We start from the raw sequence: 26,043 nt of genomic DNA on the forward strand, positions 1-26,043 counted from the left end.
TTTAGCGTTGTTGGGTCGTTATTGAGATAAAACCCCATTAGTTTTTAAATTAATGGGGTTTTATTTTTTAGAATGCGTTTGCGTTAATGTTTAAAACTCGATAATAAAGGGTTGTAGGTCATACACTAAAACTGATTTTCCTGTTGTAGGTTCAATGACATAATAGCCTGCATAAATCGCCAGTGAACCATCGCTAAACGCACTTAATGAACCTTGCCAGACAGGAAGCGTTAGCGTTGGACTTAAGGTAATTGATTGTAAAGATTGTAGGCTAGTTAAGGCTTTATCCCACACTTGCCAACCTTCTGGGGTTAAATTAAAAAAATCGACTAAATAGCCTGATTGCATATAGACACCAACAATGATTAATCCAACTTCTTGCCCAATATCTTGATTGTCAGGGGTTAAAGTCAGTTGAATTGTGCCTGTTTGGGGGTCAGTTCCATTAACCCATTGCCCTTGAACTTTTAAATCCTGTTGATTAATCACCTGAATTGTAAAGTCTTGGGTGATTGCGACACCATTACCTGTTTCCGCACTGACAGTGAGGTGATGTTCTGTTGCTTGTTCATAATCAATCAGTTGTGTATTAGATACGATTAATAAATCTTGGATGATTTGAAAACGTCCTTGTGCATCGTCGATAAGCTGATATTGATAATCATCTGTTTTTTGTTGATTTATTATTAACCGTCCGATAATCGTACCGTTTAAACTATTTTCCATCACGCTATCGCGGGTTAATTGCAGGGTTAAAGGCAAGTTATTGTTTTCTACCACTTGCAAATTGAACTGACTATCAATGGTCGCGCCCGCAATATCAATTGCGCGAATATTGACATGATAGTCATGATTATCATTTGCTTGCAGTAGAGAGCCATTTGCAACTTGTAATTGATTCCCCACCAGCATAAAACGCCCGTCGTCATTGTCTAACAACGCATAGCGGAATTGTTCTTGTTTATCCGCATCGGTCGCGCTGACAGTGCCAATCGTTGTGCCACGTGTACTGTATTCACCGATTTGAATATTGCTTAATGCTAAGGCTGTCGGCGCATTATTTGTATTGACTGTTAAGTGTACAATTTCATTTTTAATTAAGGTATTACCGAAGCGATAGCCTAATGTCACATGAAATTCACCTGTTAAAAAGTTTAAATGTCCTTTAAATAAGGTAATCGGGATTTCTTTCCCCAGCACAATATGTGATTGCAAGGTTAAGGGAATACTTAACGTATAGCGTTGGTCAGAAGATATCCAGTCATAAGTCACCATAATATCAGCAGATACACCGATATGTTGACTCGCAGGTTTAATGAGACCCGTCACTGTAATATGTTCAGGTGCGTCAATCGTGACCGTATCGCCTGATACGCCTAAATCCGTTTGAATCAACCCTGTAATTTCCGCGCCTGAAACGGTTAATAAAAACTGTTTTGTCAGTGACAACCCTTTATTATCAATGCTGGTGACGCTGATGGTATAACTACTATCAATGATTTCAAATATTTGATTCGTAATAAGCTGATTACCTAATAACGAAAAACGTCCATTGCTATCATTGGCTAATAAATACGTATGAGTATCGCCCGCATTAGGGTCCGTCGAGCTAAATGTCCCAACAACTGTACCGATAGCATCCTGTTTAAATAAGACGGTATTTGAAAGAAAAATATCTGTTGGGGGGAGATTTTCATCGATAGGTGTTGGATCGACAGGGATTGGATTCGTACCGATGCAGACGAGGAAATAAGCCAGCGTTGGCTGACTGGGGTCATTACTGCTTAACGACAAGGTTGCTGTGCTTGTGCCTGCCATGCTAGGTAAGCAACGAACAAGAATCGGGGCAGGGCTTCCGCCATCTGCAATCGTAAAACTGCCCGTTCCTGTGAGCAAACTAAAATCGCTACTACCTGTTAACGGCGCGACGGTTACAGTTAAAGCGGCGTTGCCTGTTTCTAAGACGGTAATGGTATTTGTGCTAGGCGTTCCTACTTCACTGATAAATGTCAATGTACTATTCGGTATCGGAATAGAACTAAAGCCTGCTTGTGGTGCGCTTGTGCCTATACAATTAATCGTATAGTCAACGGTGGGCAACAGCGGGTCATTCGTTTGTAAAACCAGCGTCGCACTTTCAGTGCCAATGATGCTTGGTGTACAACGGACAATAACCGTTTGCGGACTTCCCCCGTCAGGGATAACAAAACTACTTGCACTGATTAATGTAAAATCAGCGGGCTGGCTACTGGTTAATGACGCGATGACTACATTTAAATCAACACTACCAACTTCTGAAATAGTTATCGATGCCAATGTTGCTGAACCGACAACACCACTCACATTAATACTTGCATTAGGCAGTGGATTAGACGCAAAGCCCGCTTGTGCTGCGGCTGTACCAGTACATTGAATCGTATAAACCGCCGTGGGGTGTGCAGGGTCATTAGTGCGTAAGGTCAACGTCGCGCTTTCAGTACCGACAGCACTCGGCGTACAAGAAACCACCATACTTTGCGGACTCCCCCCGTCAGGAATCACAAAACTGCTCGAACTGATTAAAGTAAAATCAGCAGGTTTAGTACTACTCAACGGGTCAGCAGTCACATTTAAATCACTATTACCCGTTTCAGAAATATCAACCGTTGCAATTACAGACGACCCCACCACACTACTGAGGTTAATCGTAGAACCTGCAACAGGATTGGACGCAAAACCCGCAACACTAGCAACAACCCCATCACAATCTAAGGGATAAGTAACCGAAAGAAAATTTGCATCATCACTGAGAATAGTTAAACCCGCTGTACGTGCGCCTGTCGCTGTTGGTGTACAAACCACATCAATCTCTAAACTCTCCCCCCCTAATAAAACCTTATTGCCTACAAAAGACGTGCTAAAATCACCCGCATTTGCCCCAACAGGACTTTGCACCGTTAAACTTAATGGTACGTTCCCATCTGCAACAATCTGTAACCGCACAGGCGAGCTACCGACCCCCACAGGACTACTAAACGTTAACGGTGTCGCAGGTAAGGGCAGACTGGTATAAATGGGTTTACTTTCTTCAATAGTCAGTGAATATTCAGAAGTTTCTACGGTACTCAAATTGGTGGCAGTTGCTGAAATATAAGAATGTCCCATGACAGGCGTATAAGGAAAGGTAAAATTTGCGACATTCCCCGACGTTGTCACCGTCATAGACCCTAAAAAACGAGTCCCTCCCCCATACCCTGAAGAATGCACATTAGGAGCAGGGTTGGCGAAAAACTCCAATCTAAAACTAGTTGCATCCGTACTATTCAACTGCCCAACAACTTTATTGTTATACGCATAATCAAGTACAGGATAGTTTTGTAACCCATTTGCCCCTGTATCACTATCCCCCACATCATTAACTGTTACCCCATCATCATTTAAATCAATATTCACAGACCCATTGGCATAAATAGAATTTTCCTGTAACTCATTATTACTAGATGTTCCTATCATTGCGATGCCTGCCAATCCATTAGAAGCAATCAAATTACTCTCAATCAAATTTAACGAAGAATCATCCAGCAAAATCCCATACCCTGCATTCGGACGAAATGGCAAACCATGCCCATCAGCCCCAATATAACAATTAGAAATAACATTCCCTGAGCCTGACGATAAAACAATCCCATTCTGCTGAAAGTTTTCTATAATTAACGCCTTAATCGTAGAAGCCCCCGCAGAAATGACTAAACCATTCGCCGTCAACCCCGCATTAATCCCGTCTAAACGCACAACAGGCACACCTTCCGTTATAAAATCAGGCTCACTAGTTCCATCAATAAAAACAAAATCCGTAATTTCAGGTAAAGGAGATAACAAACTAATTACATGCGGTAACGTTCCCCCTAAAATATTAAAACTAACCGTATCAATACCAGCATTTGCATTCGCATCAATAATCGCTTGTCGCAACGAACCTGTGCCACTATCAGCGGTATTTGTTACTAAAAAAGTCGTTGCCTGAGCAAGGTTTACCATACCAAGACTTAACAACACAACGCACACCCATCGATAAATAAAAAACCGATTAAAAAATGGAATTATTGGAATAATCATTTGCTTGCCCCTTACCCTACACGCCAAGAATTTGAGTCTAAGTATAGAAAAGCCCTTACTAAAAAAGTATGGCTTTTATTACCTATAAACGCCCCTATTTTATGCAAAGATTGTGAAATTTTTGATAAATTATCATTTTGATAAACAAGCAGAAATCTAAAGAATCAGAAAAAATATTAATTTTCCACCGTATCCTTTATAGTAACCGTACCATAAAGTGATTTAAATCTAGGACTGGCAGTCCTGTGAGGACTGCCAGTCCTTCGCATCGTTTTATAGTGCGTTTACTAATATATACTCACTACTTTTTGACCAAAGGAAAACGCTACATGAGCGCAACAATTATTGAACAAGCCACCCCCCGCTTACAACGTTCAGAACTCGCCGTTCCCGGCTCAAATCCCGCCTTCTTTGAAAAAGCCGCCCAATCAGATGTCGACTGCATCTTCTTAGACCTAGAAGACTCGATTGCCCCCGACGAAAAAGAAAAAGCCCGTAGCAACGTCGTTGCAGCCCTTAACGACATTGACTGGGGCACAAAAACCATGCTCGTGCGGATTAACGGCTTAGACACCCACTACATGTATAAAGACGTGATTGACGTAGTAGAAAACTGCCCGCGTTTAGACATGTTACTGATTCCAAAAGTGGGCGTTCCCGCCGATTTATACGCGCTAGACATGCTAGTCACACAAATCGAAATTGCCAAAAAACGCACTAAACGCTTAGGCTTTGAAATCCTGATTGAAACCGCATTAGGCATGGCAAATGTTGAAGCCATTGCCCAAGCCAGCAAACGCCTAGAAGCCATGAGCTTTGGTGTTGCCGACTATGCCGCCTCAACCCGCGCACGGACAACCGTTATCGGTGGTGCGCACCCCGAATATGGCGTATTAACCGATAAAAACAGCGAAGGTGGTCGTGATTTTCATTGGAATGACATGTGGCACTACGCACAAGCCCGCATGGTTGTTGCCTGTCGCGCCTATGGCTTACGCCCTATCGATGGTCCTTTCGGCGATTTCAGCGACCCCGATGGCTACACCGCCGCCGCTAAACGCGCCGCCATTCTCGGCTACGAAGGTAAATGGGCGATTCATCCCTCACAAGTTGCTTTAGCCAATGCCGTTTTCAGTCCTTCAGAAGCAGAAGTGACGAAAGCAAAACGGATTTTAGAAGCGATGGCACAAGCACAAAAAGAAGGAAAAGGTGCGGTTAGCTTAGATGGTCGTTTAATCGACGTTGCCAGTATCAAAATGGCAGAAAATTTAATTCAGAAAGCAAAGAGTATTGGAATGTAAGCAGTTTTTATAAGGCAAAAATAAGAACTAACAATTTTAAAAAGATTGTTAGTTCTACACGAATTATCAAGGAATAAATCTATGTCACTGTTACCCCCTTTTAAAATTAACATGTTGCAATTGCAAAACTTTAGAGGGATTAAATCATTAAACATTGAATTTAATGAACAGGTAACTATCTTTGCAGGCAAAAATGGTGCAGGTAAATCTAGCATATTAGATGCACTTGCTATGTCTTTATCATGGATAATTGCCCGTGTTCGCCACGCGGGAACATCTGGACGTTTGATTCAAGAAAATGACATTTATAATACAGAAGCATACGCACTGATTAAAGTAGAAGGAAAAACAGATTTACCAATCGTATGGCAATTGTTCAAGGGAAAAAAAGGTAAACCAAAATCAATAGAAAGCTCTGTATTACACGATGTTTCTAATTACGCAAAAAACCTACAAGTACAATTAACTGAGCACAATATCCTACCATTATTTGTCTATTATCCTGTCAATAGAGCAGTTTTAGATATTCCACTTAGAATTAGAAAAAAACATAAGTTTGAAATCTTAGAAGCCTATGAAGTTGCTTTAACCAGTGCGGCAGATTTTCGTCAATTTTTTGAATGGTTTCGCAATCGTGAAGATTTAGAAAATGAGGAAAAAGCTTTCTATCAACAAAAGCTTAATAAAGATGATGTTCAGTTAAGCGCAGTTAGAAAAGCATTAGAAATATTTTTGTCTGAATTAACGCAATTTAGAGTTCGTCGCAATCCACTCTGTTTAACCGCAATCAAACAAGGGATTGAAATTCAAGTTAATCAACTGTCTGATGGTGAGAAATGCTTAATTGCATTAATTGGCGATTTGGCACGTCGTTTAGCCATAGCTAATCCATCTTTATTAAATCCTTTAGAAGGGGCTGGCATCGTTTTAATTGATGAACTTGAATTGCATTTGCATCCTGCATGGCAACGCCAAATTATTCGCCAATTAACTCAGACCTTTCCAAACTGTCAGTTTGTATTAACCACTCATTCCCCACAAATTTTGGGAGAAGTAGAAGGTAAAAATATTCGCTTATTACATCGTGATAACGACACTAAAGAGATTGTTTGTTATACCCCAAAACAGGCTTTAGGCTTAGACTCGGCAGAAGTTACTAGCGAATTAATGCAGGCTGAAAAACGGGATATAGAAACCACAAACGCCTTAAAAACTATTTTTGATTTAATTGATAAAGAAGATTTTAGTCAGGCAAAGGTAGCAATTGATAACTTAAAACACCGTCTCAATGGGGATATTCCCGACATTGTACAGGCGGAGGCTTTAATCACGATGTTAGCAATGGATAACGAACATCATGATTAAAATTGTCAAACATATTGAGCCTAATTCGTTGATACAACATAGATGTCAAGACAATGCAACGTATAACGATTTATCAAAGGAAGCAAAAGATGAACTACGTCATCAATTGCTCATAGAGCAGGGGTATTTATGCGCCTACTGTATGCAACGAATTGAAAAAGAGAACTCGAAAATTGAGCATTGGCATTGTCAAAGTCGTTATCCTAAAGAACAATTAGATTATAAAAATATGCTCGCTGTTTGTCAGGGAAACGAAGGACAAGATGAAAAACAACAACATTGTGATACAAAAAAAGGAAACACTGATATTACCTGTCATCCTGCTGACTCAGCATCTCAATATTTGCTGGAAACCCTAAAATATTTAGGTGATGGACGAATTCAATCAACAGAATCTGAATTAAATAAACAAATAGAAACAATTTTAAATTTAAATATTAGTCGTTTGATGGATAATCGTAAAAATATTGTGATTGCAGTTAAAAAAGTGCTGAATAGCAAAAAAGGCTCACGCACACAATCAGAAATTCAACAATATTTAAATCGTTGGAAATCAAGAGATGTTGGCGGAAAATACCAAGCATATTGTGGTGTTGCTATTGACTATTTAGAAAAGAAATTAAAGCGTTTTTAGTGATAAATGCGCGATTAAACCCCGCTAAAAAGACCTATTCACCCGCGTCTTTTTAGCGGTTTAGTAATATTCAATAAAATTCCCTTCATGCCCCTCTAAAACATCCGCAAACTAATATCCTTAAAAAGTTCGTCGACTTCTTCTTGGTTACTCATTTCCATCGCTTTTTCTACCCGTTCACGAGTGAGATGAGGTGCGAATAGTTGCATAAAGTCATACATATAACTTCTTAAAAAAGTACCACGGCGACAGCCTAAGCGGGTTGTACTGGGTTCAAATAAATGGCTTGCGTCAATCATGCGTAAGTCTTCATCTAAATCAGGGTCAAACGCCATATGCGCGACAATGCCAACGCCTAAGCCTAAACGGACATAAGTTTTTATTACGTCAGCATCTGAGGCAGTGAATACGACTTGGGGTTCTAATCCTGCGGCGGTAAAAGCGTGGTCTAGTTGTGAACGTCCTGTAAATCCAAAGGTATAAGTGACTAAGGGATATTGCGCAATATCAGCTAAACTGGGTTTATCGATTTTTGCCAGTGGGTGCTCTGGTGGAACAAGTATGCCTCGATTCCAGCGGTAACAAGGCATCATGACTAGATTATCAAATAATTCTAGGGCTTCTGTTGCAATGGCGAAGTCGACTGTACCTTCTGCGGCGAGTTGGGAAATTTGTACGGGTGTCCCTTGGTGCATGTGTAGCACAACTTTGGGATATTTTTTTATAAATTGTTTAATGATGGGCGGTAACGCATAGCGGGCTTGGGTGTGGGTTGTACCAATGGAAAGCGTTCCACTTTGGTTGTCGCTAAATTCATGGGAAATTCTTTTTATATTATTAACTTGTCTTAGAATATCTTGGGCAACGTGAATAATCGCTTGTCCTGCGGGGGTGATATGGGTGAGTTGTTTACCACTTTTACGCGCAAAGATTTGTACGCCAAGCTCTTCTTCTAGTAGCTTAATTTGTTTGCTGACTCCCGGTTGTGAGGTATATAGACCTTCCGCCGTTGCAGAAACATTCAGCCCGCGTTGTGCAACTTCACAAATGTAGCGGAGTTGTTGTAATTTCATTCTACACCTATTCCTTTTTGATATAAGTTAGCTGTCAACTATTCATTTAAAGAATAAGGTGATTTCGCTATAGTGTAAAGCATGGATGTGAAATTCTATCGTTCCATTGATGTTGTTCTGTGTGTTTTTAATGTTCTGCAACGTTATTTTTTATTTTACAAACAGTATCTTATTATGACTCGTCAACTAACCCATTTAGAAGTTTTGGAGAGCGAATCGATTCACATCATCCGCGAGGTGGTCGCTGAATTTCGTAATCCTGTTATGTTGTATTCCATTGGTAAAGATTCCAGTGTGATGTTACGCCTTGCGCAAAAAGCGTTTTACCCTGCGCCTATTCCTTTCCCTTTAATGCACATTGATACGGGTTATAAGTTTAAGGAAATGATTACGTTCCGCGATGAATATACGCGGTCTATTGGGGCGCGTTTGATTGTTCATCGTAATGAAAAAGCCATTGCTGAAGGGGCACATCCGCAAAAATTAGGGGTGGCACGTTGTTGTGGGGCATTAAAAACAGCAGCGTTGTTGGAGGGGTTAGAGAAACATGGGTTTGATGCCGCTTTTGGCGGGGCGCGACGTGATGAGGAGCGTTCACGGGCAAAAGAGCGTATTTTCTCGTTCCGTGATGAGTTTGGTCAGTGGGAACCTCGCAATCAACGCCCTGAGTTGTGGCATTTGTATAATGGGCGGATTCATGAGGGGGAATCTGTGCGGGTTTTTCCCTTATCGAATTGGACTGAGATGGATGTATGGGAGTATATCCTGCAAGAGGATATTCCGATTGTGCCTTTGTATTTCGCAAAAGAGCGGAAGATGGTGCAGCGGGGGACGGTGTTGATTCCTGCGGATGATGTGATTTTAGGGGAAAATGAGAAAGTTGAGGATGTGTTATGTCGTTTCCGTACATTAGGGTGTGCGCCATGTACGGGCGCGGTGCGTTCTTCGGCGGTGACGTTGGAGGAGATTGTTGAAGAATCTGCGGTTGCAACACGGAGCGAGCGGGAAACACGGATTATTGATCATGGTAATTCTTCAATGGAAGATAAGAAACGGGAAGGGTATTTTTAAATGAACGCATCAACAAGTCTCGTTTTAAATACGCATAGTGGTTTATTACGCTTTGCAACGTCGGGTAGTGTGGATGATGGTAAGTCGACGTTAATTGGTCGCCTGTTGGTTGATACAAAAGGGATTTATGAAGACCAGTTGCAGGCGGCGCAGAATTATCATGAGCGTAAGGGCGGTTCTGGGGTCGATTTAGCGTTATTAACCGATGGTTTGCAAGCCGAGCGTGACCAAGGGATTACGATTGATGTGGCTTATCGGTATTTTGCGACACCGCGCCGTAAATTTATTATTGCAGATACACCCGGTCATGAGCAGTACACGCGGAATATGGTGACAGGGGCGAGTACGGCGGATTTAGCAATTGTGTTAATTGATGCGCGTAAGGGCATATTGCCTCAATCTCGTCGTCATGCGTGTATTTCGCATTTATTGGAAATTCCGCATTTAATTGTTGCTATTAATAAGATGGATTTGGTGGATTATTCGGAATCGGTTTATCAGAATATCGTCGCGGATTTTCGTCTATTTGCAGAGAAATTAGGCTTGCATGATGTGCATTACATTCCGATTTCTGCGTTAAATGGGGATATGGTGGTTACTCGTGGCGATAATATGCCTTGGTATCAAGGCGAAACCTTGTTAGGGACGTTAGAAACGGTGTCTATTGCCCGTGATTTAACCGCGCATCCGTTCCGTTTTCCTGTACAAGTGGTTAATCGTCCACAGGGTGAGGAATTGCATGATTTCCGTGGCTATATGGGACGTGTAGAAACAGGGGTGATTCATGTTGGGGATGCGGTCACGGTGTTGCCGAGTGGGATGACGAGCCATGTTAAGGCGATTTATACGCCACAGGGGGAAACTGATGAGGCTTTCGCGCCGCAATCGGTGACGCTGACGTTAACGGATGAACGTGATATTTCTCGCGGGGATTTATTAGTTAAAACAGGTGATACACCACGCATCGAAAAGCAGTTTGAAGCAAAAATTTGTTGGTTAGATGGGACTGCTTTGGATTTTAGTAAAAAGTATTGGTTAAAGCACACAACGCAAACTGTACGCGCCGTTGTTAGCCAGTTGTATTACACCTTAGATATTCATTCTTTAGAACAAAAGAGTGATGTTGGGCATAACTTGCAAATGAATGAAATCGGCTTAGTGGCGATTAAGGTGTTAAAGCCGTTAGTAATTGATGCTTATACGGAAAATCGTGGCACAGGGAGTTTTATTCTGATTGATAGCGATACAAATAATACCGTTGCTGCGGGTATGATTGTGTAATATCTAAGGTGTTAATATCCCCCATAGCGTGTCAGTATGCCGTTATGGGGGAGTGCTTGAGCGTTAGAAACTGACTTCTAGCCCTAATAGATAAGTGCGACCCCGATTTAAAATCCCTTCATTAAAGTCTGTCAACTTTGAGGAGCTGTAGTAGTCTTCATCGAACAGATTTTCTACGGTGCTAATAGCGGTTATGTTTTTATTAACGCGGTAACGAATATTCATATTAGCCACCCAAAAGGCATCTAATGACACGTATTGACCTGCTTGAATTTCTTGTTCTACATCGTCATTAAAATATCCATTAAGGTTGAAATTCCAATCTTTATATTCATAGTTCGCAATTGCGGAAAAGGTTTGCGTGGGAAAACGATGCGGATTTTCTTCGGTATTTAAGAGATAAGTGTAAGCTGCTCGTAAAGAAAAGCCTTGAAACGTATCGGTTGTGGCTTCCAATTCAAAACCGTCTGTTGTTAGCTTATCTTCTAAATTCATAAACTTTCGTTTTCCATCAACGAGAATCGTATCAATCTTGTCTTGCGAGCGACTGTTAAAGTAAGTCAATGCCGTTTGAAACCCTGAATGTTGTTGTAACCATGCAAATTCTAAGGTTTTAATTTTCTCCGCTTCTAAATCAGGATTGCCTAGTTGTAGGTAGGTCAATTGACGAATAGAGGGAGCGCGGAAAGCCTCGCCATACATGGCTTTAAATTTAGTCGCTTGGCTAAACGAATAAATCGCGGCTAAACGAGGATTTACAGTGCTACCAAAATCGGAATAATGATCATAACGTGCGCCAATAATCAAATCTAAAGATTCCGTAGGTTTATATTTATGTTGAAAATACGCGCCTAAAATATCACGCCCATTATTGTCATTATAAACACTGGTTGGTTGAACAGTGCCGTAATAAGTGACATTTCCTGCTTGTGGATTTGCCTGTAATGCTGTGTTTAATTCAGCAAGATTGTAATTACTTAATAATTGATATTTATCAATAACAGGGGTGTACCACTGTACGCCAAAAGAAGACTCATGTACTTGATTCCACCGTTGACGACCATTAATACCAATATTCCAAGCATGTTCACGGGCATTTGCAACTTGTAAGACATTATCATTAGTTTCAGTTACCACTGTATCAGGAAGACTTTGCATATAAAGCATGTTGTACACCTGCTCCGACATGGTATAGTCCATATCAATATAGCTTGCTTCTAATGACCAATGAGATTCCGAAGTGTTAATAAAATCATATTGAAATGCAAATACATTTCTATTGGACTCGTAACTTTCCCCTAAATGACTACTGACATAAAAGTCATCAAATTGCCGTGCACTATGTTGTAATTTAATTGTTAAATCCTTATAAGATAAGGAAATATTAGCAAGTTTACTTTGACGGGGGTCTTGCGTTGAGCCAGTTAATGAGCTGACTAAACTATCATAAGATTGTCCCGCATCTTCATAATAACGAGCAGATGCAGAGGCGTGCCAATCCTTACCTTTTTTAGAAGTATTAAAATAAATTTCCCTGCTGTCTAAATTACCAGCACCAATGAAAACCTCATTCGCATCTGTTTCTGTAATGATATTAACAACGCCTGAAAATGCACCCGTTCCATATAAAGCAGAACCTGGCCCCCGAATGACCTCAACTTGTTTAACGTTATATAACGAAATTAAGTGATTATAATCTAATGCACCGCCCCCTAAATCGCCATTAAGACGCTGTCCATCCATCATAAAGAGGATGTTGTAAGAGGCTTGTGGTGTTGTACTGCCCCGTGCGCTGACACTATAACCTTGTCCAAATACCGTTTCACGAGTTGCAATAAAACCTGGTACAAAATGCAATAAATCCTCGACAGTTTTTACCCCCATCCGTTTTAATTGTTGGCGGGTAAACACGGTCACAGAAGAAGGTGCATCTTCTAACTTTTCTTCTGTTTTTGAAGCAACGGTAATTGGGATTACTAACAGGTCTTCAATAGGAACATCTAGTAAGTCATCAGCCGCTGCTTTTAACGCATAGCTAACGCTAAACAGTAGGGTACATAATGGTATGTATTTAAAAAGTTGCCAAACAATAGCGGAAAAGCGGACTTGTCTCTGTCGTGACAGATAAGGGGAACGTAACGCGCTATCTTTTGCATGATTTACTATATCTTGTAACATTGATTAGTAATTCCTCATGTTGAGTCATTCAATAAAACACCTTATAGGTATATAACAATAGTGCGATTTTTCTATTATTGTCGATGTCGCACTACCTCGCGATATTAACCGCAAGCATGATTTAGGATTGTCACGTTTTCCTAGTCAGCTTGTGTTAAATGATTAGCTTGGTTTAATGAGCAAATAAAATTGCTCCTACCTTAAGATGCCAACAAAACTCAACATCTGTTTAGATGGCGTTTTTTATAATTTTTTATCTATATACTTGCTGACGGCTTATTGTCATAAACTGAGCATAGATGCGATTCTATCAAATTATAAAAAATGAAGCATTATTATTAATATTTATTTGATAAATATAAATTTTTATATAAATAAAATTTATTTTTATAGGGTATTTTCTTTAAATTAAAGGAAATTTAAAGAATTCACAGAAAATGTGATTACCTGCATTTTTAAGACCACTATCTTTTATAATACATCGTTACTGAAGATAGTTACTTAAATATCATATTAATTTTACTTGGGAATATTCTTGCATGGTACATAACACGGTAGATTGGCAAGCAATTTCGACCCATATCAGTGATACCACAGGGCAATATTTTGAGGTACAAACACATTACCCCATTGCAGGTGGATGTATTAACCACGTTTATCGAATTGAAGGCGCAGGACAAAATTATTTTGTCAAACTCAATGATGTGAATAAATTAGATATGTTTATTGCAGAAGCAATGGGTTTAGCTGAATTAGGACAACCTGCGGTGATTAAAGTCCCTGTCCCCATTTGCTGGGGAAAAACCTCAGAACATGCCTATCTTGTCTTAGAATACTTATTACTCCGTAGAGACAATTTACAATACAGTAGCGCAAAATTCGGGCAACAATTAGCCGTGATGCATCACGTTTCTTGCACACCCGTGCCTTTTGGTTGGTATCGTGATAACTATATCGGTACGAGTTTACAAACAAATACACTGACATTTGACTGGGTTGAATTCTGGCGACATCAACGACTGGGATATCAATTGCAATTAGCCGCAAAGAATGGCTATTACGGCGAGCTGCAAAACTTAGGGATGCAATTGATGGAAGAGTTGGATTTATTCTTTACCACCTATCAGCCATTTAATTCATTACTACATGGCGATTTATGGTCAGGAAATTATGACGTTGATATTCATGGTGAACCCGTCATTTTTGACCCTGCAATGTATTACGGTGATAGAGAAGCTGATATTGCAATGACAGAATTATTCGGCGGTTTCCATTCCAGCTTTTATGATGCGTATCAAGCAACATGGAAACTAGATGAAGGCTATACGGTCAGAAAAAATTTATATAACCTATATCACATCTTAAATCATCTTAATCTCTTTGGCGGTGGCTACCTCGCACAAGCAGAACGCATGATGCGCCAACTACTCAGCGAATTGCATTAACGCGCTATCACCGCATGATGAATATCATGGACTTCCTGTAGGAGAGGGAGAGTACAACAGCTTAAAATGCTTGTTTTTCTAAATGATGGGAACACTTACATGGATAAAAATTATTACAGCCTTTCCCTCTTAGCATTATTTGCCCTAATCGGATGTGAAGGAATTCCTTCCGTTAATGACAAACCCGTCCTTGCTTTAGTTCCTGCAAAAGCAAATAGCTATACTGCGGCAAGTGCAGGATTTTCTATCCAATCGGTCAATTCAACACGAACCCTAACAAGTGCGGTGAATTGGCAAGAAGAACAAACGGTTCAAGCACTATTTAAACGCAATGACATTGATGCACTGACCCGCTATTTAGAAAATAATATTAATAATCAAGACAAATATGCTTATGTACAACGAGTGTGGACAGAACGTGATATTCGCTGTAAAAAAATCGCACAGGAATATTCAAACTCTCCCAAAAATGAGACCGTCTTAGAACAATTAAGCCGTCGCTATCAATACTCTTGTCCGCAAGTAGTTGCAGACTTTGAAGCAATGACGCGGACAGGCTTTGTCATGCAACCTGCAACCCCAGAAACAGCACAAACAACATTACCCTCACCTGTTACAGTCGCTACCGCGCCGCGCCCTGAAACTGTCCTATTTCCCCCACAAACACCTAGCCGAGTTACCCCATTACCTGCCCCGATGCCGACAAAGGCAATTGACATACAACCGCGTGTCGTCACACCCGCACAACCCGCAACCACAATACCTGTTACGCCCGTTGCTAACATTCCAACCAACACCGTTGCCAACAATACCCCAAATACCCCAGCGACAACGCCTAACACCACTTTAGAAGCAAAACCTGTGAGCCTTGTTGACCAAGCTCCAGAGTCAGCAAATAACAGCAGTAACACACCAACCCCCAGCACAACGGCTGAACCCACAACAACGACGACCGCCAGCACAGCTGAAACCAGCACAAGCGCAACGACAGCAACAGATAACACACAAACAAGCACTAAAACCGTTGCAACAAATACCGATAGCACAAGCACCGCGACCACTGAGAGTACAGCCAGTGCCTCAGCAGCCACAGATGCGACAAAAACGCCAGCGGTAAGTAATGCAACGGCAAGTTCAACCCCTGATACAACACAAGAGACAGGCGATAAAACTGCAACTGCCTCATCATCAACATCCGCCAGTGAGACAAATCCTGCGACTGTTGCCAGTGTAGAACCTCCCGCCGAGCCACGCCCAGCCAGTGACAAAGTTAAAGCCGTTAAAGATGAGGCATTACCCAAGCATAAAATAACCACTGAACGTTTTCGTTCTGGTTGGAAAATTCAAATTGATGTCACTGATAAAAATATTAGTCGTGAACAATGCCTTGCATTGTTAGATGCTTATCGGAATCAAGCAGGCTCTGAAGGACAGCTTGTTGTGCGTAAACCCAGCACATTATTTGGCGACCCTGTTCAACAACCTTGGTGTATCGATATGTTAGACGGGCAAAATGTTGTGTTTAATGATTACTTCTTTTAACCTGAGTTTGATAAATTAACGCTAGTTCGGCGAGTTTTATAAAACAAAACAGAGACCTGCTAGGTTTTCAAAACCTAGCAGGTCTTTTTTTGTCTGAATCAGAATTCACAGAATTTTCAGAATTAGCAGAATTAAAAACATAATTTTTTATTCTTTTAATTTTCTTGTCTTTTTAATTCTGAAAATTCTGATTCAGACAAGCTGTTGTCTTTTTAAAAGAATCTCGCAGAACTCAAGTTATCACAAATCAAACCTTTATTAACACAGACACGAGCGAGTTATTATTTAAAAGGAAAAAACTGCATAGGGGTGGACATACGATTGATATTGTAGCCCATGAGATTTAATTGACGGTTCACCAATAAGAATTGGTCGCTCATGGTTGTCATATTGGCATTAATAAATGTCATTGTTTGATCCATCTTGCCAATATTCGCACTCATCCCCGCAATATGCGCATTCATTTCGTCAATATCCACGCTCATTTTCTGCATTGCAGTATTCATCGAGTGCATGGATTCGCTCATACTTTGCATCAGGGCGATATTTTTATCCATCATTTGCATGGTATTACGCATGGTATCCACACTCTTTACCATATTATTCATACTATCTGACATCACCCCCATGCGTTGGGTAATGTCGTTCATATTCGTTGTTAATGTATAAAGCAATGCTAACATTGCTAATGATAATAAACTCATCCCAATCATACTAAAACGGATAATCTGTGTCGTCCGTTTACCTATCCGAACGCTGAGTTGTTCACGCACCTGCATCGCCGTGCTAAATGCCTGCATAATTTCCTTCACTTCGCGTGAAGTATTTTCCATATACTCAGCTAATTGTCTCGTTTCATTATCATTTGCCATTATTCCACCCACTGTGTCTGTTGATAAGGACTGAATTCACCATCATATAGCAAACGTATTATAAAACGACATGAAGGACTGGCAGTCCTCACAGGACTGCCAGTCCTAGATTTAAATCACTTTATGATACGGTTACTATAACGCTGATGAATGAACTAAAGTACATTAGTATATTAATGAATAATGAAATATATAAGTAGGCTTTAACTGATTTAATTAAATTAAATAATTCAACCCATTATCAGCTAAATATTTTTCAACTTAACGCTGACGTAATTCTAAAAAACTACCCTGATGTTCTAACTTCAATTTATTTAAGAAATTTGTACCCAGTAAAACATCGACAGGATATTTACCCTCTATCACACTCGCCTGTATATTTTCCATGACAATTCCGCCAATCTGCACACGCTTCAAATCTATGGGATAAGAACGGACAACACCTGATGCTGTGGTTGCCGAATGGACAGGGATACTTGCATCACGATACTCAATGCCTAACCGTTGCGCGAGGGCAGAATTTAACGCAATCGTATTTGCACCTGTATCCACTAAAAAATTCACACTGATGCCATTAATCTGCCCAATGGTTCGATACATTCCCTGACTATCTGGTGCAATCCGAATAACCTGCTCAGACTGCTCGACAGGTTGAACGACACTATACATATAACCGCCCACCCCATAAACAGCCTGCCGTCCTAAAATCTCTAAAACAGCCTGTTCACTATCCGCACTGATTAACGTGACCCCCTCGGGGCTACTTTGTCCTGCTTTTAAAACCCGTTGTTGCCCTGCAATCATTAAAATTGCTTTATTCGGCATCAACCCAATTACGCTGATACTGATGCTAGGTGGTGCTTGTATAGATAACTCATCGGTTGTCTCAGCAATACTCACTGTGGAAATACTCCCACTTATCCCAATCAACAAACACAGCATAACAAGGTTGACTCTCATCATTTATCCTCACTCATTTAGATGATAAATTAAAACCGCTCTAACTCAGGAAAAGGGAGTTGACCATGATGAACATGCAACTTGCCAAACTCCGCGCAACGGTGCAATGTCGGAATTGCTTTTTCAGGATTCAACAAGCCATCAGGGTCAAACGCACTTTTAACCGCATGGAATTGCATCAATTCTAACGAATTGAACTGCACACACATCTGATTTATTTTCTCTAATCCAACCCCATGCTCACCCGTAATTGTTCCCCCAACCGCAACGCATAACTCTAAAATTTCACCGCCTAACGCCTCAGCTTTCTCCAATTCACCCGCTTTATTCGCATCAAATAAAATCAATGGATGCAAATTGCCATCGCCCGCATGAAACACATTTGCGACAGCTAACCCATACTGCTGGCTTAAACGCTCAATTTTCCCCAAAACCGTCGCTAAATGCTTACGCGGGATAGTGCCATCCATACAATAATAATCAGGTGAAATCCGCCCGACGGCAGGAAACGCCGCTTTACGTCCTGCCCAAAACTGCAACCGCTGTTGCTCATCCACCGCCTGACGAATATCCACTGCCCCCGCTTGCGCTAAAATGGCATTCACCTGAACAATTTGGCGTTCTACCTCATCCACATTACCATCCAACTCACACAATAAAATTGCTGAAGCCTCAACAGGATATCCAGCTTTTACAAAGTCCTCTGCCGCACGAATCGCCGCATTATCCATCATCTCCAACCCAGCAGGAATAATGCCCTGAGCGATAATATCTGCAACTGCCTGCCCTGCCTTAATCACATCATCAAACGCCGCCATTAAAACCTGCGCCTGCTCAGGTTTTGGCAATAAACGCACCGTCACCTCAACCACCACCCCCAGCAAACCCTCAGAACCCGTGACTAATGCCAACAAATCATAACCTGCATTGTCATACGCTTGACTGCCGATTGTGAGCAACTCCCCATCCATCGTAAACATCTTAACCTCTAAGATATTATGTACAGTCAACCCATATTTTAAACAATGCACACCGCCCGAATTTTCCGCCACATTTCCCCCAATCGTACAAGCCACCTGAGAAGAAGGGTCGGGCGCGTAATATAATCCCAAGGGTGCGACAGCTTGCGAAATCGCCAAATTTCTTACCCCAGTTTCCACCCGTGCAGTACGACTCTGTGGGTCTATCGCTAAAATACGTTTAAACTTCGCTAAACTCAACAAAACTCCAGTTTTATGCGGTAATGCTCCGCCAGATAAACCCGTTCCAGCCCCTCGAGCAACGACAGGAATTTTATGACGATGACAAAACTTTAAAACCTGTTGTACCTCAGCCAACGTATTAGGCAACACCACCGCCGCAGGACGTTCACGATAAGCACTTAACCCATCACACTCATAAGGACGCACAGCCTCATCAGACAACAAGACATCCTCTTTTGGCAAAAACTCAATTAATTGTTGCAATAAAGTTTTCATAAACAATATTCACGTCTTAGTGGTGGAAAAAAGAAGGACTTTATACGGTCAAAGGGCTTACATTTTTATCAGAAAATCAGTATATCTACACTTAGATTTATCGCTAATATAATAAATACAGACAGCTAGGATGCAAACTGATGTCAAAAACGACACATGCTATTAAATACAGAGAAGACCTTTCCCAATTTATCATTCACCTAACCCGCGATACGGGCAACAAATCAGCACGAGAAAACCTTATCTCTATTTTAGGAACTAAAACAATTTTAGCTTGCAATCCACATAGCATGTTTAGCCCACTGATAGATAGGCTTAACTATACAGAAAAACAACAGCTTAATGTTGCTTGTTTTACTGAAATCCCCCTACATCAACTACACCTTTTAGTCCGAGAGATACAAGGCAGGCAAATAAAATTAAAACCCTACGGCTTAGTCTTTAAGAAAGAATTTATTTTACAAAAAGGTGGGCATCCTGTTTTATACATCAATAGCTATTTTGGCAATCTCACCGTTAATGAAGCGATGAAACGGCTATTTCTGCCCTTTTTTAGAGAAAAATCCTACCGTTTTACGGAAGAAGTCCGTGCAATTATGCCATTTCTCAGCATCATGAATGAACAATATGATTTTTCTTGGGAACGAGAATGGCGGGTATTAGGCAATTTTGAATTTGAACACAAAGACATCGCCGCGCTCGTATTACCCAGCACAGGAGAGGAACATATAAAACAAGCAGCTTCAGAAGCAGGTGTTGCCGTTATTTCACCAGGATTAACCTACGAAGAAATCGTTTACCAACTTATCCTACAACAACGTGAAACCCGTTTTTTAACAGAAAAAAACTTAAAACAATTCGCTGAACCGTAAGAAATTTGGTAGTGCTAAAGAAGTCGGGTTTTAGTCGTTAATCTTAACTTGATTTAGCACTACCAAGTTCTTTTTCGCTGTACTGAGGTTAAACTAAAGAAAGTTACTCCTTCCTGCTCACTACATTGCAATACTGAAGAGATTGAATCATGGCGTTAAATATTCCCCTCATCACCAACACACTAAAAAATTGTTTACCCTCGCGGAATTTTATCGCCTTACATGAACCCCGTTTTGCAGGACATGAATGGGAATACGTTAAAGAATGCATAGATACGGGGTGGGTTTCTTCTGTCGGTAAATTTGTTGACCGTTTTGAACAGCAACTAGCTGAATTTACAAATATTAATCATGCGATTGCAACCGTTAACGGTACAGCCGCGTTACATATTTGCCTGCTGCTTGCGGGTGTACAAACCGATGATGAAGTATTAACGCCTGCGCTGACCTTTATCGCTAGTACAAACGCAATTGCTTATTGTCGAGCAATTCCCCATTTTATTGACAGCACCGACCGCACGTTAGGGGTTGACCCTATCAGTCTGGCGGATTATCTCGCCGAAATTGTGCAGATAAAACAAGGCATCAGTTATAACCGACAGACACAACGCCCTATCCGTGCATTACTGGTGATGCACACCTTTGGACATCCTGTCGAATTAGACCCCTTGCTTGAACTCTGCCAACGTTATCACTTAATCTTGATTGAAGATGCTGCCGAAGGATTAGGCTCTTATTATCAAGGTCAACATGTCGGACATCATGGCAAACTCAGTGCCTTGAGTTTTAACGGTAATAAAGTGATTACGACAGGTGGAGGAGGTGCAATTCTCACCCAAGATGCAAGTCTTGCAAAGCAAGCGAAACATTTAACGACCACCGCAAAACTGCCACACGCATGGCGATTTGACCATGACCAATTAGGCTATAACTATCGCTTACCCAACATTAACGCAGCACTTGGCTGTGCACAGTTAGAACAATTACCCACTTTTTTAGAAGCAAAACGCCAACTTGCCCAACGCTATCAACAAGCCTTTGCGACCATTTCAGGCGTGCGTGTCATACAAGAACCTATAGAAACTATTAGTAATTATTGGCTTAACGCGCTACTGTTAGAACCTGCTTATGCAGACCAACAAACGGCATTATTAACCGAGACTAATCAACAAGGTATCATGACTCGCCCCTGTTGGACATTGCAGCACAAACTCCCCATGTATCAAGCCTGCCCTCGTATGCCTTTACCTGTTGCTGAAAGCCTTGAAGCTCGTTTAATTAATATTCCCAGTAGTCAAGGTTTAATGTTTGATTAAGCTGAATTCTGCGAGTTTATGTTGAAAAGACAACAGCTTGTCTGAATCAGAATTCACAGAATTTTCAGAATTAGCAGAATTAAAAAGCATGATTCACCTGACTTTTTGGGTTTAAGGGTTTTAAATTCTGTTAATCCTGAAAATCCTGATTCAGACAGTGTTTTAATCTTGCCGATTAAAGTAAGGTCAAACAGACCTACTATAATCTGAGTTTGGTGAGTTTCTTTTAAAAAGACAAGAGCTTGTCTGAATCAGGATTAAAAGATTGTCTGAATCAGAATTTTCAGAATTAACAAAATTTTCAGAATTAAAAAGACAAGAAAATTAAAAGAATAAAAAATTATGTTTTTAATTGTTTTTAATTCTGCTAATTCTGAAAATTCTGTGAATTCTGATTCAGACAAAAAAAGACCTGCTAAGTTTTGAAAACCTAGCAGGTCTCTGTTTTGTTTTATAAAACTCGCCGAACTCAAGTTACTATAGTAAACGCACTATAAAACGATGCGAAGGACTGCCAGTCCTAAATTTAACGCTATGGTTCAATCTCTTAAATATTGCAATACAGTGGTTGTTTAGCGATACGGAATTTGTTTTAAGAGTCGTGTTAGCCATGACGGTGAATGTAATGCTGTCATGGGCGGGTATTTTCTTTGTAACTCGCTTAATTGCTGAGTGTCAATTATTCCTTGTTCTTGCAAGCTAACCCATGATTGACGTACGCCTTGAATATTTAAATGGGTGAGAAAGTTTTCTTTTAAGGCTTTTAAACTTAAAACATTAATTCTTTTTTTATCAGTCTTTTGAAAAACTTGGTTAATTGCAAAAGGGCCTGTTGCCTCTAACACATTTTGATTGTAATGCCCTGCGAGTAGATTATTTATGATGGTGAGTAAGCAGGCGTAAATAAATGGGGAGTGTGGCACTGCACCTAAAAAACCATTGTAAATATGTGCTGCGTGTGGGCAATCTTGATAACGAGGCATATCATCCCGTTTGACCAAATAAATTTGGCTATTTGTGTCTATCAAAGTCGTTAGTGGGCGATGCAATACAAAAGACATATCCAGATAAAACCCACCATATTCATAGAGTGTGATTAATCTTGCTATGTCTGAACGTGAAGCAGGAATCCGATTTGCGCGATAGAGTTCGAGCAGGCAGGGATGAAACTTTTTTTGCAATATTCTTTCTATCTCAGCATCGTCAAGGTAGTAAAACGTAAAGTCGGGATGCTTTTCTTGATTTTGTTGTCTTGCTTGTTGATATATAGCAGGAAATGTTTGCTTATCGTGCCAAAATTGCAGGATATTTTTTGGAATAATGTTCGTTCTCATCATGTCTTTTCTATCTGTGCAAAAACGTGGCTATAAATTGTAAATATCCGCCTTATACCGTTTTAAATTATCGGGATTAGTAAACCATTCAATGGTTTCTTGTAATCCGCGTTTAAACCCTGTCACGCCTGCATATTCGGGTTGCCAGTCTAATAAGTCGTGGGCTTTTTGATTATCTGCCCATAAGCGTTCAACTTCGCTTTTTTGGGGACGTAAGCGGGCGGATTCTTCTTCAATATGGATTTCAGCGTGCATTAATTCTGCAATGTAGCGTACTGTGTCGCCAATGCTCACTTCATAATTACTACCGATATTAATGACTTCACCTAAGCATTTATCTGTTTTAAGAAATGCCATGAAACCGCGAACGGTGTCACGAACATAGTTAAAATCACGGGTAGGATGCAATGCACCAAGCTTTAGTTGTCGTTTACCATTGGCAATTTGCGTGATAATGGTGGGAATAACTGCCCGCGCGGATTGGCGTGCGCCGTAGGTGTTAAAAGGGCGGATAATGGTTACAGGGGTGTTAAAGGCTTGGTAAAACGACATAGCAAGTTGGTCAGCACCGATTTTAGTCGCAGAATAAGGCGATTGTCCTTGTAACGGGTGTTGTTCTGTGATGGGAACAAAGCGGGCTGTGCCATAGACTTCGCTGGTTGATGTGTGGATAACTTTTTGTATGCCTAAATCACGGGCGGCTTGGACAATATTTAGTGTGCCGTTGATATTGGTTTCAACATAGGTCGCGGGCGAGTGGTAGGAGTAAGGTATCGCAATTAAAGCGGCTAAATGCATAACGACATCACAGCCTTGCATGGCTTGCTTTACGCCAAATGGGTCGCGGATATCTCCTGTAAAAACGTCTAATTGTTCACGGACGGTTTTATCAATATGGTCTAGCCATCCCCATGTATTGAATGAGTTATATAAAACAAAAGCGCGAACATCATAGCCTGCTTGAATTAGGGCTTCTGTTAAATGTGAGCCAATAAACCCATCGGCACCCGTTACCAAAATTTTCATGGTTTAATTTCTTGTCTTAAGGGTTGAATGATATTAGGAACAACAGTGGTATTCGGCATAATTGGTGAGGAAACGTTTTGAGTTTCTACGGATAAGCGTTCGCGGAATGATTGGGTAATTTCTTGCGCTTCACTGTCGTTATTAATGACATAAGGGACAATAATTGCAATTAATTCAGTGCGTTCAACAGAGCTGCTTTCTGTTTTAAATAAACTGCCAACGATAGGAATGTCTTTTAAAACAGGTACACCGCTATTGCCTACGTTGTTATTGTTTGAAATCAATCCGCCTAATAATACAGAGCCACCATCGTTTAAGGTTAATTTGGTTGTGATGCTGCGATTGAGAATTGAGGGGGAATCAATGCCGCTAAATTCGTTTGTTGTTGCGTTACTGACTTCTTGCTTGATGTCTAAGTCAATCCGATTGCCAGCATGGACAATGGGTTTTACTGTTAAGAGTACGCCTGTGGTTCGATATTGAATTTGTTGCAAAATCGTTGAGTCACTTTGTTGACTGGAATCGCTGGATTGACTGGTGACAATGGGCACTTCTGTTCCTACGTTTATCGTCGCACTTTCACCACTTTTCACCATCACGCGGGGCGAGGATAGGATACTAATACGGCTATTACTGGCAAATGCACCGAGTAAAGCGCGTGTTTGTCCTGCATTATCAATGGTGTAAGTCAAGCCTGATGTGGTGGGGCTTAGTGCCATTGTAGAAAGTGTTCCGCCTAAGCTACCGCCTAAGTCTAAGCCTTTTGCTAGCCATTCGATACCAAATTGCTCTTGGTCGTTCAGCGTTACTTCAGCCAAAGTCACCTCGATTAAAGTCAGTTTTGGCGGTTGATCCATTTGTTTCAAAATGGGTAATAAGTATGCCCACGATTCAGCAGTACCTTGATATAGCAAAGCATTTCTATTGGTATCAACGACTAAACGGCGACTATTTGTTGTTGTGCTATTGGTGATATTTGGCACATTAGCAGGGTTAGCACTTTTATTAGTTTGGTCGTTAGCGGTGGTACTTGCTGGAGATGTTTGTGACGTTGTGGAAGCAATGACACCATCTAATAATGGCGATAAGACTTTCGATAAGTTTTCAGCTTGAGTATTTTGTACGGGGTAAAAAAAGAGGCTATCTCCTTCTTTTTTATTCGCGTTACTATTTGGTGCGTCTAGGGTTTTTACCCATTGTTTAATATGTTCAATCACTGTTTCATCATTGGCAAAGGCAATTAAGGCGTTACTGGCTTTTAATGGGAACATGATAATGCTACCGCCTGCACTGGCTCCGCCTGTCACTGCAAACCCTTCAGAGGCTAACACATTGGTGAGTTGAATATTTAAGTCTTCGGCACTTAAAAAAACGGGTTCAATCCTGACGCTGTGACGACTACGCATAAAGGGTTGGTCTAAAAATCCTATAATATTAACTGCATTGCGAATAAGTTCAGGTGTGCCCAGTAGGACGATAGCATTGCGTTCAGGGTCTTCCAGCATTTGTAATTTGGGGTTGTTGTAAATTTGTCGTAGCCAGTTCGCAATTTGGGTATTCCGTAGCACTTTTAAGGGGACAACTTGAAAGATAGGGCGGTGAGAAATGGGTACACTTGGTAATGTTGTTCCTGTCACTAAGAGCGGTGGAACGGGGTTGATATTGCTGGCAGCAGGGACAAAGCGTAATAAGTTGTCTTGTAAGGCAAGCCCAACGCCATAATTTTCTAGCACTTGATTGGCTAATTTATAGAGTTGCACGGGGGTTTGCGGTTCAACAACCCGTAAGGTCACTAAATCTTTTTTCGTTTGTAAACTTGCATCAATATCAAATGAAAGCCCCAGTAAATTGCCATACACTTCATTAATAAATGTGGGTAATGGTAAGGCTTCTACACTGATTTGTGAGGGATTTGTATGTGGGAATACAGGTACATAATCTTTCACAACTTCGCCGTGACTGGATAGGGATAGGGCGTAGGTCGGCGTACTTTGAAAACGGGCAGAGCCTAACTCTTGTTTTTTCTCCTCAGCAGGCGTTGCGCTTATTTCTCCTGTACGTCCCATATTTGGGGCGCGTAGTGGTGTGGGAATTTTAACATCGCTTGCGGGAGGAAGGACGCACGCCGTGAGTAATAACAGGTAACTAAAAAGCAGAATATGTTTAACCATAAGAGGGACTGTTAGGCAGGAATTAGGCT

General features: G+C 40.9%; 18 protein-coding genes. 9 read left to right on the plus strand and 9 right to left on the minus strand.

Annotated elements, in window-relative coordinates; translation table 11 throughout:
* Positions 1 to 90: 90 nt before the first annotated feature.
* On the minus strand, positions 91 to 4,095 hold the full coding sequence (locus BEGALDRAFT_RS05075) for a choice-of-anchor D domain-containing protein (protein ID WP_002684333.1): 4,005 nt from the start codon (positions 4,093 to 4,095) through the stop codon (positions 91 to 93).
* A 329-nt stretch (positions 4,096 to 4,424) separates the two neighbouring features.
* Between BEGALDRAFT_RS05075 and BEGALDRAFT_RS05080 the strand changes: the two genes are divergently transcribed.
* From BEGALDRAFT_RS05080 to BEGALDRAFT_RS05090, 3 genes are all read left to right on the plus strand, one after another.
* Positions 4,425 to 5,396 (plus strand): HpcH/HpaI aldolase/citrate lyase family protein, encoded by a 972-nt coding sequence (locus BEGALDRAFT_RS05080; protein WP_002684335.1) that lies wholly within the window; start codon positions 4,425 to 4,427, stop codon positions 5,394 to 5,396.
* Positions 5,397 to 5,477: 81 nt separating this feature from the next.
* Positions 5,478 to 6,761: an AAA family ATPase gene (locus BEGALDRAFT_RS05085; protein WP_002684337.1), complete on the plus strand. Its 1,284-nt coding sequence runs from the start codon at positions 5,478 to 5,480 to the stop codon at positions 6,759 to 6,761.
* Positions 6,754 to 7,395 (plus strand): retron system putative HNH endonuclease, encoded by a 642-nt coding sequence (locus tag BEGALDRAFT_RS05090; RefSeq protein WP_002684339.1) that lies wholly within the window; start codon positions 6,754 to 6,756, stop codon positions 7,393 to 7,395. Before BEGALDRAFT_RS05085 ends, BEGALDRAFT_RS05090 begins: the two co-directional genes overlap by 8 nt.
* Before the next feature lie 95 nt (positions 7,396 to 7,490).
* Here the strand turns inward: BEGALDRAFT_RS05090 and cysB are convergent, their stop codons facing one another.
* Entirely contained in the window at positions 7,491 to 8,468 is a 978-nt protein-coding gene (gene cysB, locus BEGALDRAFT_RS05095) for an HTH-type transcriptional regulator CysB (RefSeq protein WP_002684341.1), read from the minus strand.
* 174 nt (positions 8,469 to 8,642) lie between these two features.
* Here cysB and cysD point away from each other — a divergent pair, with 174 nt between their 5' ends.
* Positions 8,643 to 9,539, plus strand: coding sequence for a sulfate adenylyltransferase subunit CysD (cysD, locus tag BEGALDRAFT_RS05100; RefSeq protein WP_040295263.1), 897 nt, complete (start codon positions 8,643 to 8,645; stop codon positions 9,537 to 9,539).
* The gene (cysN, locus tag BEGALDRAFT_RS05105) at positions 9,540 to 10,820 is read left to right on the plus strand and encodes a sulfate adenylyltransferase subunit CysN (RefSeq protein WP_002684343.1); all 1,281 of its coding nucleotides are present in this window, start codon (positions 9,540 to 9,542) and stop codon (positions 10,818 to 10,820) included.
* A gap of 63 nt (positions 10,821 to 10,883) precedes the next feature.
* Here cysN and BEGALDRAFT_RS05110 read toward each other — a convergent pair whose 3' ends face one another.
* Positions 10,884 to 12,998 (minus strand): TonB-dependent receptor plug domain-containing protein, encoded by a 2,115-nt coding sequence (locus BEGALDRAFT_RS05110; RefSeq protein ID WP_002684344.1) that lies wholly within the window; start codon positions 12,996 to 12,998, stop codon positions 10,884 to 10,886.
* Between the two features lie 539 nt (positions 12,999 to 13,537).
* On the opposite strand from BEGALDRAFT_RS05110, the gene BEGALDRAFT_RS05115 reads away from it, so the two are divergent.
* Both BEGALDRAFT_RS05115 and BEGALDRAFT_RS05120 read left to right on the plus strand, forming a co-directional pair.
* On the plus strand, positions 13,538 to 14,443 hold the full coding sequence (locus BEGALDRAFT_RS05115; RefSeq protein WP_002684353.1) for a fructosamine kinase family protein: 906 nt from the start codon (positions 13,538 to 13,540) through the stop codon (positions 14,441 to 14,443).
* 99 nt (positions 14,444 to 14,542) lie between these two features.
* A complete protein-coding gene (locus BEGALDRAFT_RS05120; protein WP_002684354.1) occupies positions 14,543 to 15,985 on the plus strand; it encodes a hypothetical protein in 1,443 nt (480 codons plus the stop codon).
* 281 nt (positions 15,986 to 16,266) lie between these two features.
* Here the strand turns inward: BEGALDRAFT_RS05120 and BEGALDRAFT_RS05125 are convergent, their stop codons facing one another.
* From BEGALDRAFT_RS05125 to BEGALDRAFT_RS05135, 3 genes are all read right to left on the minus strand, one after another.
* On the minus strand, positions 16,267 to 16,857 hold the full coding sequence (locus BEGALDRAFT_RS05125; RefSeq protein ID WP_002684369.1) for a hypothetical protein: 591 nt from the start codon (positions 16,855 to 16,857) through the stop codon (positions 16,267 to 16,269).
* Between the two features lie 261 nt (positions 16,858 to 17,118).
* Complete coding sequence (locus BEGALDRAFT_RS05130) at positions 17,119 to 17,820, minus strand: retropepsin-like aspartic protease family protein (RefSeq protein ID WP_050978411.1); 702 nt, start codon at positions 17,818 to 17,820, stop codon at positions 17,119 to 17,121.
* A 26-nt stretch (positions 17,821 to 17,846) separates the two neighbouring features.
* Positions 17,847 to 19,295 carry an FAD-linked oxidase C-terminal domain-containing protein gene (locus BEGALDRAFT_RS05135; protein WP_002684371.1) on the minus strand — a complete coding sequence of 483 codons (1,449 nt, stop codon included), beginning with the start codon at positions 19,293 to 19,295 and terminating at the stop codon, positions 17,847 to 17,849.
* 140 nt (positions 19,296 to 19,435) lie between these two features.
* Here BEGALDRAFT_RS05135 and BEGALDRAFT_RS05140 point away from each other — a divergent pair, with 140 nt between their 5' ends.
* Together BEGALDRAFT_RS05140 and BEGALDRAFT_RS05145 are read left to right on the plus strand one after the other, a co-directional pair.
* Positions 19,436 to 20,167 carry a DUF2743 domain-containing protein gene (locus BEGALDRAFT_RS05140; protein WP_002684372.1) on the plus strand — a complete coding sequence of 244 codons (732 nt, stop codon included), beginning with the start codon at positions 19,436 to 19,438 and terminating at the stop codon, positions 20,165 to 20,167.
* A gap of 149 nt (positions 20,168 to 20,316) precedes the next feature.
* Positions 20,317 to 21,483 (plus strand): LegC family aminotransferase, encoded by a 1,167-nt coding sequence (locus BEGALDRAFT_RS05145; RefSeq protein ID WP_002684373.1) that lies wholly within the window; start codon positions 20,317 to 20,319, stop codon positions 21,481 to 21,483.
* A gap of 572 nt (positions 21,484 to 22,055) precedes the next feature.
* Here BEGALDRAFT_RS05145 and BEGALDRAFT_RS05150 read toward each other — a convergent pair.
* From BEGALDRAFT_RS05150 to BEGALDRAFT_RS05160, 3 genes are read right to left on the minus strand one after another with little or no spacing between them, the layout of a single operon-like run.
* Entirely contained in the window at positions 22,056 to 22,820 is a 765-nt protein-coding gene (locus BEGALDRAFT_RS05150; RefSeq protein WP_002684374.1) for a glycosyltransferase family 32 protein, read from the minus strand.
* A 27-nt stretch (positions 22,821 to 22,847) separates the two neighbouring features.
* A complete protein-coding gene (locus BEGALDRAFT_RS05155) occupies positions 22,848 to 23,843 on the minus strand; it encodes an NAD-dependent 4,6-dehydratase LegB (protein WP_002684375.1) in 996 nt (331 codons plus the stop codon).
* Positions 23,840 to 26,014, minus strand: a complete 2,175-nt coding sequence (locus BEGALDRAFT_RS05160) for a secretin N-terminal domain-containing protein (RefSeq protein WP_002684376.1) — start codon at positions 26,012 to 26,014, stop codon at positions 23,840 to 23,842. The genes BEGALDRAFT_RS05155 and BEGALDRAFT_RS05160 overlap by 4 nt, the downstream gene beginning before the upstream one ends.
* Positions 26,015 to 26,043: the final 29 nt, after the last annotated feature.

Source organism: Beggiatoa alba B18LD (genome assembly GCF_000245015.1).
Classification (GTDB): domain Bacteria; phylum Pseudomonadota; class Gammaproteobacteria; order Beggiatoales; family Beggiatoaceae; genus Beggiatoa; species Beggiatoa alba.

Bases quoted from the DNA above. Each gene is read 5' to 3' on its own strand.
- BEGALDRAFT_RS05075 (WP_002684333.1), bottom strand. From the start codon at position 4,095: ATGATTATTCCAATAATTCCATTTTTTAATCGGTTTTTTATTTATCGA.
- BEGALDRAFT_RS05080 (WP_002684335.1), top strand. From the start codon at position 4,425: ATGAGCGCAACAATTATTGAACAAGCCACCCCCCGCTTACAACGTTCA.
- BEGALDRAFT_RS05085 (WP_002684337.1), top strand. From the start codon at position 5,478: ATGTCACTGTTACCCCCTTTTAAAATTAACATGTTGCAATTGCAAAAC.
- BEGALDRAFT_RS05090 (WP_002684339.1), top strand. From the start codon at position 6,754: ATGATTAAAATTGTCAAACATATTGAGCCTAATTCGTTGATACAACAT.
- cysB (WP_002684341.1), bottom strand. From the start codon at position 8,468: ATGAAATTACAACAACTCCGCTACATTTGTGAAGTTGCACAACGCGGG.
- cysD (WP_040295263.1), top strand. From the start codon at position 8,643: ATGACTCGTCAACTAACCCATTTAGAAGTTTTGGAGAGCGAATCGATT.
- cysN (WP_002684343.1), top strand. From the start codon at position 9,540: ATGAACGCATCAACAAGTCTCGTTTTAAATACGCATAGTGGTTTATTA.
- BEGALDRAFT_RS05110 (WP_002684344.1), bottom strand. From the start codon at position 12,998: ATGTTACAAGATATAGTAAATCATGCAAAAGATAGCGCGTTACGTTCC.
- BEGALDRAFT_RS05115 (WP_002684353.1), top strand. From the start codon at position 13,538: ATGGTACATAACACGGTAGATTGGCAAGCAATTTCGACCCATATCAGT.
- BEGALDRAFT_RS05120 (WP_002684354.1), top strand. From the start codon at position 14,543: ATGGATAAAAATTATTACAGCCTTTCCCTCTTAGCATTATTTGCCCTA.
- BEGALDRAFT_RS05125 (WP_002684369.1), bottom strand. From the start codon at position 16,857: ATGGCAAATGATAATGAAACGAGACAATTAGCTGAGTATATGGAAAAT.
- BEGALDRAFT_RS05130 (WP_050978411.1), bottom strand. From the start codon at position 17,820: ATGATGAGAGTCAACCTTGTTATGCTGTGTTTGTTGATTGGGATAAGT.
- BEGALDRAFT_RS05135 (WP_002684371.1), bottom strand. From the start codon at position 19,295: ATGAAAACTTTATTGCAACAATTAATTGAGTTTTTGCCAAAAGAGGAT.
- BEGALDRAFT_RS05140 (WP_002684372.1), top strand. From the start codon at position 19,436: ATGTCAAAAACGACACATGCTATTAAATACAGAGAAGACCTTTCCCAA.
- BEGALDRAFT_RS05145 (WP_002684373.1), top strand. From the start codon at position 20,317: ATGGCGTTAAATATTCCCCTCATCACCAACACACTAAAAAATTGTTTA.
- BEGALDRAFT_RS05150 (WP_002684374.1), bottom strand. From the start codon at position 22,820: ATGATGAGAACGAACATTATTCCAAAAAATATCCTGCAATTTTGGCAC.
- BEGALDRAFT_RS05155 (WP_002684375.1), bottom strand. From the start codon at position 23,843: ATGAAAATTTTGGTAACGGGTGCCGATGGGTTTATTGGCTCACATTTA.
- BEGALDRAFT_RS05160 (WP_002684376.1), bottom strand. From the start codon at position 26,014: ATGGTTAAACATATTCTGCTTTTTAGTTACCTGTTATTACTCACGGCG.